General features: G+C 63.8%; 15 protein-coding genes and 3 tRNA genes. 15 read left to right on the forward strand and 3 right to left on the reverse strand.

The features are described from left to right. The first annotated feature begins 3 nt into the window (after positions 1–3). From lepA to nagZ, 9 genes are all read left to right on the forward strand, one after another. Positions 4–1,797: a translation elongation factor 4 gene (gene lepA, locus AC24R4_RS22245; RefSeq protein ID WP_400393644.1), complete on the forward strand. Its 1,794-nt coding sequence runs from the start codon at positions 4–6 to the stop codon at positions 1,795–1,797. A gap of 64 nt (positions 1,798–1,861) precedes the next feature. After that, complete coding sequence (gene lepB / locus AC24R4_RS22250; RefSeq protein WP_400393646.1) at positions 1,862–2,761, forward strand: signal peptidase I; 900 nt, start codon at positions 1,862–1,864, stop codon at positions 2,759–2,761. Positions 2,762–2,893: 132 nt separating this feature from the next. Beyond that, entirely contained in the window at positions 2,894–3,205 is a 312-nt protein-coding gene (locus AC24R4_RS22255; protein ID WP_400393659.1) for a DUF4845 domain-containing protein, read from the forward strand. Positions 3,206–3,209: 4 nt separating this feature from the next. After that, positions 3,210–3,980, forward strand: coding sequence for a ribonuclease III (rnc, locus tag AC24R4_RS22260; protein WP_092594258.1), 771 nt, complete (start codon positions 3,210–3,212; stop codon positions 3,978–3,980). Then, the gene (gene era / locus AC24R4_RS22265) at positions 3,977–4,915 is read left to right on the forward strand and encodes a GTPase Era (protein WP_153945413.1); all 939 of its coding nucleotides are present in this window, start codon (positions 3,977–3,979) and stop codon (positions 4,913–4,915) included. The genes rnc and era overlap by 4 nt, the downstream gene beginning before the upstream one ends. A 5-nt stretch (positions 4,916–4,920) precedes the next feature. Beyond that, positions 4,921–5,802, forward strand: a complete 882-nt coding sequence (gene recO, locus AC24R4_RS22270) for a DNA repair protein RecO (RefSeq protein ID WP_400393648.1) — start codon at positions 4,921–4,923, stop codon at positions 5,800–5,802. A gap of 27 nt (positions 5,803–5,829) precedes the next feature. Next, positions 5,830–6,612 carry a pyridoxine 5'-phosphate synthase gene (pdxJ, locus tag AC24R4_RS22275; protein WP_400393650.1) on the forward strand — a complete coding sequence of 261 codons (783 nt, stop codon included), beginning with the start codon at positions 5,830–5,832 and terminating at the stop codon, positions 6,610–6,612. Continuing rightward, on the forward strand, positions 6,609–7,037 hold the full coding sequence (gene acpS / locus AC24R4_RS22280) for a holo-ACP synthase (protein WP_400393651.1): 429 nt from the start codon (positions 6,609–6,611) through the stop codon (positions 7,035–7,037). The genes pdxJ and acpS overlap by 4 nt, the downstream gene beginning before the upstream one ends. A 6-nt stretch (positions 7,038–7,043) precedes the next feature. After that, positions 7,044–8,093, forward strand: a complete 1,050-nt coding sequence (gene nagZ / locus AC24R4_RS22285; RefSeq protein WP_400393653.1) for a beta-N-acetylhexosaminidase — start codon at positions 7,044–7,046, stop codon at positions 8,091–8,093. A gap of 84 nt (positions 8,094–8,177) precedes the next feature. Here the strand turns inward: nagZ and efp are convergent, their stop codons facing one another. After that, positions 8,178–8,738: an elongation factor P gene (efp, locus tag AC24R4_RS22290; protein WP_400393655.1), complete on the reverse strand. Its 561-nt coding sequence runs from the start codon at positions 8,736–8,738 to the stop codon at positions 8,178–8,180. 134 nt (positions 8,739–8,872) lie between these two features. Continuing rightward, positions 8,873–10,024: an elongation factor P maturation arginine rhamnosyltransferase EarP gene (gene earP / locus AC24R4_RS22295; protein ID WP_487523625.1), complete on the reverse strand. Its 1,152-nt coding sequence runs from the start codon at positions 10,022–10,024 to the stop codon at positions 8,873–8,875. Positions 10,025–10,201: 177 nt separating this feature from the next. Between earP and uvrC the strand changes: the two genes are divergently transcribed. From uvrC to AC24R4_RS22325, 6 genes are all read left to right on the forward strand, one after another. Further along, a complete protein-coding gene (uvrC, locus tag AC24R4_RS22300) occupies positions 10,202–12,280 on the forward strand; it encodes an excinuclease ABC subunit UvrC (protein ID WP_400395637.1) in 2,079 nt (692 codons plus the stop codon). A 137-nt stretch (positions 12,281–12,417) separates the two neighbouring features. Beyond that, complete coding sequence (gene pgsA, locus AC24R4_RS22305) at positions 12,418–13,017, forward strand: CDP-diacylglycerol--glycerol-3-phosphate 3-phosphatidyltransferase (protein ID WP_066730959.1); 600 nt, start codon at positions 12,418–12,420, stop codon at positions 13,015–13,017. A gap of 179 nt (positions 13,018–13,196) precedes the next feature. Beyond that, a tRNA-Gly gene (locus AC24R4_RS22310) sits at positions 13,197–13,272 on the forward strand. A 91-nt stretch (positions 13,273–13,363) separates the two neighbouring features. After that, positions 13,364–13,439: transfer RNA gene (locus AC24R4_RS22315), tRNA-Gly, on the forward strand. Positions 13,440–13,552: 113 nt separating this feature from the next. Beyond that, positions 13,553–13,626, forward strand: a tRNA-Cys gene (locus tag AC24R4_RS22320). 386 nt (positions 13,627–14,012) lie between these two features. Continuing rightward, the gene (locus AC24R4_RS22325; protein ID WP_400396289.1) at positions 14,013–15,257 is read left to right on the forward strand and encodes a cation:proton antiporter domain-containing protein; all 1,245 of its coding nucleotides are present in this window, start codon (positions 14,013–14,015) and stop codon (positions 15,255–15,257) included. Here the strand turns inward: AC24R4_RS22325 and AC24R4_RS22330 are convergent. Beyond that, the gene (locus AC24R4_RS22330; RefSeq protein WP_400396290.1) at positions 15,245–16,174 is read right to left on the reverse strand and encodes a LysR family transcriptional regulator; all 930 of its coding nucleotides are present in this window, start codon (positions 16,172–16,174) and stop codon (positions 15,245–15,247) included. The genes AC24R4_RS22325 and AC24R4_RS22330 overlap by 13 nt on opposite strands. Between the last annotated feature and the right edge of the window lie 66 nt (positions 16,175–16,240).

Raw genomic sequence — 16,240 nt, forward strand, 5'->3', positions numbered from 1 at the left:
TAGATGGACCATATTCGTAATTTCTCGATCATTGCCCACATCGACCACGGCAAATCCACCCTGGCCGACCGGATCATTCAGCGCTGCGGTGGGCTGTCGGATCGGGAAATGGAAGCGCAGGTGCTCGATTCGATGGACATCGAGAAAGAGCGCGGCATCACCATCAAGGCCCAGACCGCGGCGCTGAGCTACAAGGCGCGCGACGGCAAGGTCTACAACCTGAACCTGATCGACACCCCGGGACACGTGGACTTCAGCTACGAAGTCAGCCGGTCGCTGTCGGCCTGCGAAGGCGCGCTGCTGGTCGTGGATGCGTCGCAGGGCGTGGAAGCGCAGACCGTGGCCAACTGCTACACCGCCATCGAACTCGGTGTGGAAGTGGTGCCGGTGCTCAACAAGATCGACCTGCCGCAGGCCGATCCGGACAACGCCAAGCAGGAAATCGAGGAAGTCATCGGCATCGACGCCAGCGACGCCACGCCGTGCTCGGCCAAGACCGGGCAGGGCGTGGAAGACGTGATCGAGGCGCTGATCGCCAAGGTGCCGCCGCCCAACGGCGATGCCGACGCGCCGCTGCAGGCCCTGATCATCGATTCGTGGTTCGATAACTACGTCGGCGTCGTGATGCTGGTGCGCGTGGTCAACGGCACGCTGCGTCCCAAGGACAAGGTGCTGCTGATGGCTACGGGCTCGCAGCATCTGGTGGAACAGGTGGGCGTGTTTTCGCCGAAGTCGGTCCAGCGCGACGCGCTGACTGCCGGCGAAGTGGGCTTTGTGATCGCCGGCATCAAGGAACTGAAGGCTGCCAAGGTGGGCGATACGATCACCACCCTGGCCAAGCGTGCCCCCGAGCCGCTGCCCGGCTTCAAGGAAGTCAAGCCGCAGGTGTTCGCCGGCCTGTATCCGGTGGAAGCCAACCAGTACGAGGCGCTGCGCGAATCGCTGGAAAAGCTGCGCCTGAACGACGCATCGCTGCAATTCGAGCCGGAAGTGTCCCAGGCGCTGGGCTTCGGCTTCCGCTGCGGCTTCCTGGGCCTGCTGCACATGGAAATCGTGCAGGAGCGCCTGGAACGCGAATTCGACATGGACCTGATCACGACCGCGCCGACCGTGGTCTACCAGGTGCAGCAGCGCGACGGCACGATGGTCACCGTCGAGAATCCGGCCAAGATGCCCGATCCGAGCAAGATCGAGGCAATCCTGGAGCCGATTGTCACGGTGAACCTGTATATGCCCCAGGATTATGTGGGCTCGGTGATCACGCTGTGCACGCAGAAGCGCGGCTCGCAGATCAACATGAGCTATCACGGCAAGCAGGTGCAGCTCACGTATGAAATTCCGATGGCGGAAATCGTCATGGATTTCTTCGACCGCCTGAAATCGGTGTCGCGCGGTTACGCGTCGATGGATTACGAGTTCAAGGAATATCGTCCGTCGGACGTGGTCAAGGTGGATATCCTGATCAACGGCGACAAGGTGGACGCGCTGTCGGTGATCGTTCACCGCTCGAATTCGCAATATCGCGGACGCGAGGTGGCCGCCAAGATGCGCGAAATCATTCCGCGCCAGATGTACGACGTGGCCATCCAGGCCGCGATCGGCGCGAATATCATCGCGCGCGAAAACGTCAAGGCGCTGCGCAAGAACGTGCTGGCAAAGTGCTACGGCGGCGATATTTCGCGGAAAAAGAAGCTGCTCGAAAAGCAGAAGGCGGGCAAGAAGCGCATGAAGCAGGTGGGCACCGTGGAAATCCCGCAGGAGGCATTCCTGGCGATTCTGCAGGTGGACGAAAAGTAAGTCCCTGCGCCCTGGCGATAGCAAGCCGGCGATACCAACAAAATCGACATCACTCCAAGCCGTCATGAATTTCGCACTGATCCTTTTTGTGCTGGTGGTCATTACGGGCATTGCCTGGGTCGCGGACAAGCTCGTATTCGAGCGTCAACGCCGCAGCGTGACGCAACTGGCGCTGGCCGAATTCGACGCCCAGCGCCAGCACATGCAGGCCGTGCCGGCCGGCACGGAGCTGGACCGCTCGCGCGCGAAGCTGGCCGAAGAGAAAATGCGCCAGCCGTGGTGGCTCGAATATTCGGCGAGTTTCTTCCCGGTGATCCTGGCGGTATTCGTACTGCGGTCGTTTGTCGTGGAGCCGTTCAAGATCCCGTCCGGGTCGATGATTCCCACGCTGCTGATCGGCGACTTCATCCTGGTGAACAAGTACGACTACGGTATTCGCCTGCCGGTGGTGAACAAGAAAATCGTCGACGTGGGCGAGCCGCAACGCGGCGATGTCATGGTGTTCCGCTATCCGAAGGACGAGTCGCTTGACTACATCAAGCGCGTGATCGGCGTGCCGGGCGACGTGGTGCGTTACGAAAACAAGAAACTGACCATCAATGGCAAGCCGGCCGAATACAGCGCACTGCCCGACTATCTCGACGAGGAGCGTCTGGCATATTCGAAGCATTTCACCGAAAAGCTGCCGGGCGGCCCCGAACATGGCATTCTGAACGACACGGACCGGCCTGCCTTCGTGGCCGGCGCCGATCCGGATTTTCCGTTCCGCGAGAACTGCACTTACAATCAGCAGGGACTGACATGTAAAGTGCCGGACGGTCACTATTTCGTCATGGGGGATAACCGTGACAACAGCCTGGATTCCCGATACTGGGGCTTCGTGCCCGACAAGAATATCGTCGGCAAAGCCTTCATGATCTGGATGAATCTGGGCAATTTCGGGCGCGTAGGGTCGTTCAAATAAGCCGTTCACGGCACTACGCAGCGCAAAACACTCAATATAGAGGGCAGCGCGATGGGTCAGATGGATTTGGGTAAAAGGGGGAAAGTCCGCGTATTTGTGATTCATAAATCACGCGGATTTTCGTTGGGATCGATGCTTGTGGTGGTGGCGCTGGTGTTGGCGATTGCGTTGCCGGCATTGAAGTCGATTCCCAGCATGCTGGAATATTTCTCGGTCAAGCGGGCGACCAGCTACGCCAAGGACCGATCGAGCAACCGCAAGGACGTAGCGGCCAACTTCGACAAGCAGGCCCAGATCGACAATATCAGTTCGATCCGCGGCGAGGATCTGGACGTGAACGAGGACGAAACCGGGCGTATTCGCTCGATCGGCTTCGAATACCGGACCGAAGTGAAGATCTATGGTCCGTTGAGTTTTTTGATTACCTATTCGGGAACGCAGTAAAGACATGACCCTCGACGCCTTGCAGCAACGTCTCGGCTACCGATTCAGCAAGCCCGAATTGCTGCAGCAGGCGCTCACGCATCGCAGTCATAGCGCACAGCACAACGAACGCCTGGAATTTCTTGGCGATTCGGTGCTGAACTGTGCGGTGGCGGACATGCTGTATGGCATGTTCGGCAAGCTGGACGAAGGCGATCTGTCGCGGGTACGCGCCAATCTGGTCAAGCAGCAGGCGCTGTACGAGATCGCCCAGATGCTGCAGTTGTCGGACGCGTTGCGCCTGGGCGAAGGCGAACTCAAGAGCGGCGGATTCCGCCGCCCGTCGATTCTGGCGGACGCGCTCGAGGCCATCGTCGGTGCCGTATTCCTCGATAGCGGGTTCGACGCCGCCCGGGCGTTGATCCGCAAGCTGTATATCCCGATTCTGGAGCAGGTGGACCCGCGCACGCTGGGCAAGGATGCCAAGACGCTGCTCCAGGAGTACCTGCAGGGTCACAAGATTGCCCTGCCGCAGTACAACGTCATTGCCACGCACGGTGCGGCGCACAGCCAGCAATTTGAAGTCGAATGCATCGTGCCTAAACTGGAGGTGCGCGTGTTCGGCACCGGCGCGTCGCGCCGTGCGGCCGAACAGGCGGCGGCCAAGCTCGCGCTGGACGAAGTCCAGAAGCTCGTGCCCCAGTTGCTCAAGCGCAGCCGTGCCGAGCGAACAGGCAAGACGCGCAAGCAGCCGGTGCCACCGGATCCCCAGTTGTCTCTCAGGTTGAAGGAATGACCGATTCTCTCCCTCCGCAGCAGGCTGCGGCGGAACCCTCTGGTGCCACGGCATTTCGCTGCGGCACCGTGGCCATCGTTGGCCGTCCGAACGTGGGCAAGTCCACGCTGATGAACGCGCTGGTCGGCCAGAAGATCAGCATCACGTCCCGCAAGGCGCAGACCACGCGGCATCGGATCGTCGGTATTCAGACCACCGATGATGCGCAGTACGTGTTCGCCGATACCCCGGGTTTCCAGACGCGCCATGCCAGCGCCTTGAACCGTTCGCTGAACCGCGCGGTGACTTCGACGTTGTCGTCGGTGGATGTGGTGCTGTTCGTCGTAGAAGCCGGCTACTTCGGCCCTGATGACGAAAAGGTGCTGGCGTTGCTGCCGAAGAACGTGCCGGTGCTGCTGGTGTGCAACAAGCTCGACCGCATCGGCGAAGGCCGGTCGGAAGTGATGATGCCGTTCCTGGAGCAGATGGGGCAGCGGTTTCCGTTCACGGAAGTGGTGCCGATGTCCGCCAAGACGCGCGACCACATCGACCGCCTGCTGGCCATCATCCGGCCCTACCTGCCGGAAGGCGAGCCGATGTACGACGTGGATGCGATGACCGACCGCAGCGAGCGGTTCCTGGCATCGGAAATCATCCGCGAGAAGGTGTTCCGCTGGACCGGCGACGAGCTGCCGTACACGAGCACCGTCGTCATCGACAAGTTCGAGACGGAAGGGCGGTTGCGCCGCATTTTCGCCACGATCCTGGTTGAGCGTGACGCGCACAAGGCCATGATCATCGGCAACAAGGGCAGCAAGCTCAAGCAGATCTCCACCGAGGCGCGCCTCGACATGGAGAAGCTGTTCGACGGCAAGGTCTACCTGGAAATGTGGATCAAGGTCAAGAGCGGCTGGGCCGACAACGAAGCCGGATTGCGCGCCTACGGCTACGAGTGAGCAAGATGCCTGACGTGCGCCGCGGCGCGCCGCGTGCGCGCAGTGCCGATCCGATTGCCGAGGAGGCCGCCGAGGTGCTGGAGTCGGGCGCCATTCCCGCGCTGAGCCCGGCGGTGGCCGCCGGGCGCGAAATGATGGACCGCGCGATGCGCATCGTGCCGGCGCGCTCGGAGTTGCGCGTCACCAACGAGGCGGGGTTCGTGCTGCATGCCTATCCCTATCGCGAAACCAGCCTGATCCTCGACGTCTTCACCCGCGATCACGGGCGCATGGCGATGGTCGCCAAGGGCGCCAAGCGCCCGCATTCGGCGTTGCGCGCCGTGCTGCAGCATTTCCATCCCATTTCGTTGTCGTGGACGGGGCGCGGCGAGGTCAAGACGCTGACCAAGGCCGAGTACATGGGCGGCATGCTGCCGCTGGCCGGCGATGGGCTGCTGTCGGGCTTCTATTTAAATGAATTGCTATTGCGATTCTGCCCGCGCGAGGATGCGCATCCCGCGCTGTTCAAGCACTACATGATCACGCTGACGCGGCTGGCGCATGGCGAGCCGGCCAGCCTGGTGCTGCGCGGCTTCGAGCGCGTGCTGCTGCAGGAAACCGGCTTCGCGGTGGCGTTCGATCAATGCATCAAGACGGGCGAGCGCGTGCAGCCGGGCCTTGATTACGTCTACCAGCCGGAGCGTGGCGTACGGCGCGCGCATGCCAGCGATCCGTCGACCTGGCCCGTGGTGTCGGGGCAGACGCTGCTGGACATGGCGCAGGACGACTACGGGCGCGCACAAACCGTTACGCAAAGCCGCGCGCTGATGCGGTTCCTGCTGCATTATTATCTACAGGGCGAGCCGCTGAAAACGCGCCAGATCCTGATCGATCTGCAGTACCTTTGATTCCCCATTCCCTCTGAGCAAGCCGGCATGATCTTCCACGCGAATCCCGGGGTCATCGACCTCGGCGTCAACATCGATCACGTTGCCACGCTGCGCAATGCGCGCGGCACTGTCTATCCCGACCCGATCCAGGCCGCGCTGCAGGCCGAGGAAGCCGGCGCCGACCTGATTACGCTGCACCTGCGCGAAGACCGCCGCCATATCCGCGATGCCGACGTGCGTGCGCTGCGTCCGAAGCTGGCCACGCGCATGAACCTCGAGTGCGCCATTACTGCCGAAATGCTGGACATCGCGTGCGAGATTCAGCCGCAGGACGTGTGCCTGGTGCCGGAAAAGCGCGAGGAAGTGACCACCGAAGGCGGCCTCGACGTGGCCGGCCATTTCGAGCAGGTCAGCGCGGCGTGCCGCCAGCTGGCCGACGCTGGCATCCGCGTGTCGCTGTTCATCGACGCGGACCCCGACCAGATTGCCGCCGCCGCCGCGTGCAAGGCGCCGGTCATCGAGATCCATACCGGCGCCTATGCCGATGCCCACACGGCCGATGCGCAGGAAGCGGAGTTCCAGCGCGTGGCGCAGGGCGTGACGGCTGGCCAGAAGCACGGCCTGATCGTCAACGCCGGCCACGGCCTGCATTACACGAACGTGCAACGCATCGCGGCACTGCCGGGCATCAAGGAGCTGAACATCGGCCACGCCATCGTGGCGCACGCGGTGTTCGTCGGCTGGCAGAATGCCGTGCGCGAGATGAAGGCCATCATGGTGGCGGCGCGGCTGGGCACCCGTTATCCCGTGCCGGGGCAGGCGGCGTGATCTACGGCGTCGGCACCGACATCATCCAGATTGATCGCGTGCAAGGCGTGATGGATCGCACGCGCGGCCGGTTTGCCGAAAAGGTGCTGGGCCCGCGCGAACTGAAGATCTACCACGCGCGCAAGGTGCGCTCCGAAAAGCGTGGTCTGGCGTTCCTTGCCACGCGCTTTGCCGCCAAGGAAGCCTTCTCGAAGGCCATCGGGCTCGGCATGCGCTGGCCGATGACCTGGCGCGCGATGGAATTGCTGAACCTGCCGTCTGGCGAGCCCACCCCGCAATGCACGGGCGAGCTGGCCGAGTGGGTTCGGGAACGCGGCCTGACCATTCGGGTCAGTGTCAGCGATGAACATGAGTATGCGGTCGCCTTCGCGATCGCGGAGCGGACGGGGCAGCCCGGTCCGCTGCCTGAACCAGCCTCGAACTGAACCGATATGAACAATAAAGTGTCCGGCAAGCGTCCGGGTCCCGTGGTGCTCGACGTGGTGGGCAAGCAGCTCAATGCCGAAGACGAGCGCCGCATCGCGCATCCCCTGACCGGTGGCGTGATCCTGTTCGCGCGCAATTTCGAGTCGCGCGCGCAGCTGGTGTCGTTGACGCGTGCGATCCGCAATGTGCGCGACGATGTGCTGATCTGCATCGACCATGAAGGCGGCCGCGTGCAGCGCGCCAAGACCGACGGCTTCACGCACCTGCCGGCGATGGCCAGACTGGGCCAGCTGTGGGACCGCGATGTGCTGATGGCCACCAAGGCGGCCATCGCCTGCGGCTATGTGCTGGCGGCCGAACTGCGCGCCTGCGATATCGACCTGAGCTTCACGCCGGTGCTCGACCTGGACTTCGGCCGCAGCGGCGTGATCGGCGACCGCGCCTTCCATGCCGACCCGCGCGTGGTCACGATGCTGGCCAACCACCTGACGCACGGCCTGCTGCTGGCCGGCATGGCCAACTGCGGCAAGCATTTTCCGGGTCATGGCTACGTGGAGGCCGATTCCCACGTGGCGGTGCCCGTCGACGAGCGCCCGCTCGACGAGATCCTGGCGCACGATGCGCGCCCGTATGACTGGATGGGGCCGGCGCTGGCCTCGGTGATGCCGGCACACGTGATCTATCCCAAGGTGGACCCGGCGCCGGCAGGGTTTTCGCGCTTCTGGCTCCAGGACGTGCTGCGCACGCAGCTGGGTTTCGAAGGCGTGATTTTCAGCGACGACCTCAGCATGGAGGGCGCCAGCGTTGCCGGTACCGTCACGCAGGGCGCCCAGGCTGCGCTCGACGCCGGTTGTGACATGGTCTTGATCTGCAACAACCCGGAAATGGCCGATCAGCTATTGTCGGAACTCGACACGTCGATTTCGAAGACGTCGCAGCGCCGTATTCGCAAGCTGTTTGGCCGCCGCAAGCCGCTGGACTGGAACAAGCTCCAGCAGGAGGGCGAGTACCGTGCCGCGCTGCGTCTGCTGAAGGACCTGGATCTGGTCAAGTAAGGATCGGGCCGGCCGCCGGCACGCGGCGGACGACAAAAAGGGCAGCCGAAGCTGCCCTATTTCTATCGCGTGGCGCCGTGAAGCTTAGTTGGCGCGGCTGCGGTATTCGCCGGTACGCGTGTCGATTTCGATCTTGTCGCCGATGTTGCAGAACAGCGGCACTTGCAGTTCGAAGCCGGTGTTGATCTTGGCGCCCTTGAGCACCTTGCCCGACGAGGTGTCGCCCTTGACGGCCGGTTCCGTGTAGATGATCTCGCGGACCAGCGTCGTCGGCATTTCCACCGAGATCGCCTTGTCGTTGTAGAACACCACTTCAACGGCCATGCCGTCTTCGAGGTAGTTCAGCGCGTCGCCCATGCTGTCCTTCTCGACTTCGTACTGGTTGAAGTCGCCGTCCATGAACACGTACATCGGGTCGGCGAAGTACGAGAACGTGCATTCGCGGCGCTCCAGCACCACCACTTCGAACTTGTCGTCGGCCTTGAACACCGACTCGCCCGGGGCGTCCGTCAGCAGGTTCTTGTACTTCATCTTGACAACAGCGGCGTTACGGCCCGACTTGTTGTACTCGGCCTTCTGAACCACCATCGGGTCGGAACCGATCATGAACACGTTGCCGACGCGGAGTTCCTGTGCGATTTTCATCTGAACTGTCTTCCTGAAAAAAATGGTCCGGGCGCAAGGTAGGGGGGAGCACCCGGAATTCGGTATGGCGAAGGCGCGCAGCCGGCAGTTTGTTCTTGGGCCTTGAAACTTGGCTCGCCATCAAAATCAACCGGCTATTTTACCTGATTTTCGCTAAAGGCCACGAGATTCGCTGCGAGGTCGCCCAAGTGCTGCAACTGCCGCTGCCAGCGGTCCATGCCGGCGGTCAGAGCGGGTAGATGTGCCTGCAGCGCCGCCCAGTCCGGCGCCGTGCCGTAGCCGTTCCACGCATGGGAGAAGGCGATCAGCGCGGCGGATGCCTCCGGCGCCACGCCAGCTCGCACAAAACGGGTCAGCCAGGCATCGAGCTTGTTGTGGTGCGCCTGGTCGTCCTGCGGGTAGATGTGCCAGATCATCGGGCGGGCGGCCCAGTGGGCGCGCACGCAGGAATCCTCGCCGCGCACGAAGTTGACGTCGCAAGCCCAGAGCAGTTCGTCATAGTGCTCCTGACGCACGAACGGGATGCCATGGACGACAAGATTGCCGCGATGGTGCGTGGTACCCGGCAGCGCCGCCGCGCCCAGCCATTGGCCAATCTGTGTCGCGGCCAGCCCCTGGGGCACGAAGCATTCGATCGGCGTGGCACCGTCGCGCCATTGGTCGAGCAGGGCGGGCATGGCCGGATTCTCATAGGCGAACAGGCTGACCCGCAGCGCCCCCGGCGTGGGCTGCACGCCGAGCCGGTGCCACAGCGTGGCCTGCGCGGCGGGACTGGTGCGGAAGGCATCGCGCGACGCACCGATCATCGATTCGCGCAACAGGCCGCCCGTACCGCGCGCAAAGCCCGGGAAGAAGAAATACTTGGTCAGCGGCAGGCGCGGATGGGGTGACGCCATCGCGTGGTGCTCGCTGACCCAGTCCTCGGCGCTCAGGTATTCCAGATTGATCCAGACCGGCTTGCGCGGCGCGGCGGCCATGGCGGTCAGGAACGACTCGGGCAGATGGCAGGCGAACGCCTCGATCACCACGTCGTGCGGCGCGGGGGCATCGAACGGGGCGTCGGGCTGCGGCGCCCAGCGCCGCACTTCCACACCGGCCAGGCGCTGATGCGTGGCGGCCGGGTCGATTTCCGGTGCCAGCCGCGCAAAGCTGGCCAGGTCATCCACCCAGAGCCGGACCGCATGGCCGTGCTCCTGTGCCAGCTGGCGCGCCAGCCGCCAGCAAACGCCGATGTCGCCGAAGTTGTCGATGATCGTGCAGAAAATGTCCCAGGAACGGATAGGCATGACGCGGAGGGTTTGGCGAAGATACGACGAGGACGCGACGAGGACGCGGCGGGGGCGGCCGGCGTCCCGGAAGTCTTCAGGGCGAATTGCTCTAAACTTGCGATTCTAGGCCAGCGCCCCGAGTGGGCGCATGGATGGCGCACCGATGGCGCCCCTTATTCGTTCAATCCGCCCGCGATGCCCGAGCAGGAACCCGTCCCCCAGACCGACCCCGTGATCCCTGAATCCGAAGCCGCGCCGACCGAGGTGCAGGCTCCGGAGCCCCCCGATGTGCCGGACTTCGATCCGCGTCCGATCCTGGCGCGGATGCCGGGGCTGCCGGGCGTCTATCGATATTTCGATGCCGATGGCAACGTGCTCTATGTGGGCAAGGCGCGCGACCTGAAGAAGCGGGTATCGAGCTATTTCAACAAGACGCTGTTGTCGCCGCGTATTGCCATGATGGTGGGCAAGATCGCGCGAATCGAGACGACCGTCGTGCGGACCGAAGCCGAGGCGCTGCTGCTTGAGAACAATCTCATCAAGGCGCTGGCGCCGCGCTACAACATCCTGTTTCGCGACGACAAGTCGTATCCGTTCCTGAAGCTGACCGGCCACAAGTTTCCGCGCATGGCGTATTACCGGGGCGCGACCGACCGCAAGCACCAGTACTTCGGTCCGTTCCCGAGTGCGCATGCCGTGCGCGAGAGCATGCAGATCCTGCAGAAGGTGTTTCAGTTGCGCACCTGCGAGGACACGGTGTTCAACAATCGCACGCGGCCGTGCCTGCTGCATCAGATCCATCGTTGCACCGCGCCGTGTGTGAACGCGATTTCGCAGGAAGACTATGCCCGGGACGTGGGCAACGCCGCGAGCTTCCTGCAGGGCCGCGAGACCGAGGTGCTCGAGGGGCTGCAGCGGAAGATGGAGTCGCACGCGATGCAGTTGCAGTTCGAGCAGGCCGCCGCCGTGCGTGACCAGATTGGCGCGTTGTCGACGGTACTGAAGCGGCAAGCCGTGGAAGAAGTCGGCCAGGCGCGCGATATCGACGTGCTGGCCGTGGCCGTGCAGGGCGGCCGCGCCTGCGTGAACCTGGCCATGGTGCGCGGCGGGCGGCATCTGGGTGACAAGGCCTACTTTCCGGCCCATGCCGATGAGGCGGCAATGATCGTCGAAGAGAGCGACGACACCGGCGAGGCATCGGAAATATCCGAGACGCCCGCCGGTGAGGCCGCAGCCGGCGCCGCGCCTGCGGCCGACGTGGGCCCGTTGTCGGTCGATCGCATTGCCGCGCGCGTGCTGTCCGCCTTCATGATCCAGCACTATCTCGATCAGGCGCCGCCGCCGATCATCGTGGTCAGCCATCTGCCGGCCGATGGCGCGGTGGTCGAGGCGCTGTCGATGCAGGCCGGCCGCAAGGTGGCGCTGGTGCGGCAGCCCCAGGGGCAGCGCAAGGTATGGCTGGAGATGGCCGCGCAGGGCGCCGGCCTGGCGCTGGCCAGACGCCTGGCCGAGCAGGGCAGCCAGGAGGCCCGCACGCGAGCGCTGGCCGAGACCATCGGCCTGGACATGGAGGACCTGGCCATGCTGCGTATCGAGTGCTTCGATATCAGCCACACGGCAGGCGAGGCCACGCAGGCGTCGTGCGTGGTGTTTCATCACCATGAGATGCAGAACAGCGAGTACCGGCGCTTCAATATCACCGACATCACGCCCGGCGACGACTACGCCGCCATGCGCCAGGTGCTGACGCGCCGCTACCAGAAGCTGGTCGAGCAGATTCAGGAGGATGGCGGCGATCCGAACGCCGCCGGCGCCGAGGGCGTGCCCCGCATGCCGCGCGTGGTGCTGATCGATGGCGGCAAAGGCCAGGTCGAGGTGGCGCGGCAGGTGTTCGAGGAACTGGGGCTCGATATTGGCCTGCTGGTCGGGGTGGCCAAGGGCGAAGGGCGCAAGGTGGGTCTGGAGACGCTGGTATTTGCCGACGGGCGTCCGTCGCTGGAACTGGGGCAGGGTAGCGCGGCCCTGATGCTGGTGGCGCAGATTCGCGACGAGGCCCACCGCTTTGCCATCACCGGCATGCGCGCCAAGCGGGCCAAGGCGCGCACCACGTCGCGGCTCGAAGAGATCGAAGGCGTGGGCGCGCGCCGCCGCCAGAAGCTGCTGACGCGTTTTGGCGGCCTGCGCGGCGTGATGGCGGCCAGCATCGACGAGCTTGCCAGCGTGGAAGGCATTTCTCGCACGCTGGCCGAGGAGATCTACCGGCAACTGCACTGAGACCCGTCCCTGGCAGGTATTGGGCGGCTTTCGGCCCGAAATTAGCGGGTTGGGGTCGAAATCGGCGACAATCGCGCAATCCGCCTTGGCGACCACATCGCAGACCAGCCAGATTCTGGCGCACGAACGCACCGCCCATGCCACTGAATATTCCCATCCTGCTGACCTGGCTTCGCGTGGCCATGATCCCGCTTGTCGTCGGGGTCTATTACCTGCCCGAGGCCTGGCTGCCGATGCATACCAAGAACGTGACGGCGGCGTCGTTCTTCATCATTGCGGCGGTGACGGACTGGCTGGACGGCTTTCTGGCGCGGCGCTGGAACCAGACCTCGGCCTTCGGCGCCTTCCTGGACCCGGTGGCCGACAAGCTGATGGTCACCGCGGCGCTGCTGTCGCTGCTGGCCCTGGGCCGCGTGGCCGACCTGATCGCACTGGTCATCATTGGCCGCGAGATCACGATTTCGGCCCTGCGTGAATGGATGGCGCAGATCGGGGCGTCGAAGAGCGTGGCCGTGAACTTCCTGGGCAAGCTGAAGACCACCGTGCAGATGATCGCCATCCCGCTGCTGCTGTTCAACGACACGCTGTTCGGCCTGGATGCATCGCTGCTAGGTACGCTGATGATCTACGTGGCGGCTGTGCTGACGCTGTGGTCGATGATCTACTACATGAAGCTCGCGTGGCCCCAGATACGCGAGCGCAGCGATGCGTTGAGCGGGGCGCGGACACAAAAATGAAATTCCATGCAAAAAGTTGTTGACGAGCCGGTTCTCTCTTTGCAATAATCTCGTTCTCGCTGCTGACGACGCAAACGAAAGCAGCAAGATAAGCGGTACTTAGCGCGATTGCCAGCATAAAGCTGCGTAGTTAAAAGAAGTTGCGCGATAGTCTGCTTTTCGGTATGATGCAGGGCCCTGCGGGAGTAGCTCAGTTGGTAGAGCGCAACCTTGCCAAGGTTGAGGTCGCGAGTTCGAGACTCGTCTCCCGCTCCAGGTTAATGGCATCCGGTGACATGGCGATGTTGGTCAGGTCGGCGGAACGGCAGCGCAAGCTGCCACGGCAGTAAAAGTTGTACGGTTGTACGCGGGAGTAGCTCAGTTGGTAGAGCGCAACCTTGCCAAGGTTGAGGTCGCGAGTTCGAGACTCGTCTCCCGCTCCAATCCCAAAGGGAAGCAACGCTTCCCTTTTTCTTTAGCGGGGTTGCATCCCCGTCGCGGTGTCGGCAGTCACGACGCTCGCGGCGAATCCGGATACAATCCAGCATCGTCACCTGGCGGGGTGGCAGAGTGGTTATGCAGCGGCCTGCAAAGCCGTGTACGCCGGTTCGATTCCGACCTCCGCCTCCAGTTGCAAGCCGACGGCGCCCATGTGGCGCCGTTGTGTTTTCAGCGTCGGCATTCGCCGAACTTCCCCAGTTTTTTGCGATTCCTCTCATCTTGAGCCGGGTGCCTCGCGTGATACATTACGTCATGCCGTACGCATCCGGGACGGCGCCTGGCGTGGCAAGCCACCTCGCGTAGTCGTATTCCGATGCACTCCCTCCCGCCGCGGCGCATGGCGATATTGCGATGCACCCGCGGTCTGCGGCCGCTCTTCCCGTACCACCAGCAACGATCCAGGTGCTTCCCTGTCCGCGACATGCCGCTGCGCACGATGCGCCGGCGGGATGGCGCGTTGGCGCGACGGTGGTGCATCCAGATGATCGAGACAACCAGAAAGGAACCCCAGACGCATGCATCACGCCACCCCGCTTATCAGCACCATCGTCGGCGGTATCGTGCTGGCCTTCATTCTGGGCGCCATCGCCAACAGGTTCCGGCTGCCGCCGCTGATCGGCTACCTGTGCGCGGGCATCGTGGTGGGGCCGCACACGCCTGGCTACACGGCCGACCAGGCGCTGGCGCCCGAACTGGCGGAACTGGGCGTGATCCTGCTGATGTTCGGCGTGGGCCTGCATTTCTCGGTCAAGGACCTGATGGCCGTGAAGAAGATCGCAATTCCGGGTGCGATCGTCCAGATCGGCATTGCGACGGCGCTGGGCATGCTGGTCGCCTGGGGGTTCGACTGGCACTGGGGCCAGGGTCTTGTCTATGGGCTGGCGCTATCGGTGGCCAGTACCGTGGTGCTGCTGCGCGCGCTGCAGGAGCGTGATCTGATCGAATCGCAGCAGGGGCGCATCGCGGTGGGCTGGCTGATCGTGGAAGACCTGGCGATGGTGCTGACGCTGGTGTTGCTGCCGGCCATGGCCGGCCTGCTCGGCGGTGGCGCCGAAGGTGAGGCCGCCGGGGCATCGGCGCCAACCACGATGGATGTACTGGTCGAAATTTTCTCGACCCTGGGCAAGGTGGCGGCGTTCGTGGCCGTGATGATGGTCATCGGCCGGCGCTTTATCCCGTGGATGCTCGAACGCATCGTGTGGACGGGCAGCCGGGAACTGTTCCGCCTGGGCGTGCTGGCCGTGGCGCTCGGCGTGGCGTTTGGCGCCTATTCGCTGTTCGGTGTCTCGTTTGCGCTCGGCGCCTTCTTTGCCGGCATGGTGATGGCCGAATCGGAATTCAGCCATCGGGCGGCTGAAGAGTCGCTACCGCTGCGCGACGCCTTTGCGGTGCTGTTCTTTGTCTCGGTGGGCATGCTGTTCGATCCGATGGTGCTGGTGAACGATCCCTGGGGCGTGCTGGCGACGCTGCTGATCATCCTGGTGGGCAAGTCACTGGCCGCGCTAGGCATCGTGCGGGCGTTTGGCCACGATACGCGCGTCGGCCTGACGATTGCCGTAAGCCTGGCGCAGATCGGAGAGTTCTCGTTCATTCTGGCCAGCCTGGGTGTCTATCTCAATATCCTGCCCGAGCGTGGCCAGGCGCTGATCCTCGCGGGCGCGCTGCTGTCGATCCTGCTCAATCCCGTCATGTTCCATCTGCTTGACCGCTACACGGCGCGCGCGGACGGCGACGGGCAGGGCGATCCTCAGCCGGCCTGAGGGGATGGGAGCACGGGCGCGGCCCCACGCAGGTATTCGGTAAAGGCCAGCAGGCCCTGCGTCGGAAACTTGTCCTGATGGACGACCAGTTGCAGCGGCCGGATCACGCGCGGCAGGCCGCTGCGCAGCGCCACCAGCAGACCACGCTCGATTTCGTCGCGAACGACGTGCAGGGACAGACAACTGACGCCGAAGCCGCTCATGACGGCGCGCTTGATGGCTTCCGCGTTGCCAAGCTCCAGCGCGAAACGTAGCGCGCCGAGTTCCGGCACCAGACGGGCTTCGATGATTTCGCGGGTGCCCGAGCCGGGCTCGCGCACGATCCAGTCGGCTTCGCGCAGCATGTCGTGCAGGGTGTCCGGGCGGTCGGCCGCCGTCGCCAGGGGATGCGACGGGCCGGCCACCACCACCATCTCATCGTCGCACCAGTGCATGCTGCGCAGGTCGCGCTCGTGGCTGGTGCCTTCGATCAGCCCGATATCGACTTCGAACTTCACCAGCGCCTGCAGCACGTCATGGGTGTTGCCGATGCGCAGGTCAAGGGCGCACGGACCGGTCTGGGCGTTACGAAAGCCCGCCAGCAGCGCCGGCAGGATATAGCTGCCGATGGTGTTGCTGGCCGCGATGCGCAGTTGCACGCCCCCTTCGGACGCAAATCGCTCCAGTTCATGGGCCTGATCCAGCAGCGACAGCGCGCGCGGAAAGAACTGGCGTCCGGCTTCGTTGATGGCCAGCCGGCGTGCCACACGGTCGAAAAGTGCGCCATTGAGCGCCCGTTCGAGTTCGGCCAGCGACGCGCTGACTGCCGATTGCGACATCGCCAGCGAATCCGAAGCCGCAATCGTGCTGCCGTGCTGGGCGACGGCAACAAACACCTGCAACTGGCGCAGGGTCAGGCGGAGCGGGCGCTGTTCCATGTTCTATCGATATATCCGGTTACGCATAACGATATTACCCGTTTTACTGGTTAGCAACCGGTGCGT

It is taken from the genome of Cupriavidus sp. CER-90, assembly GCF_057652055.1.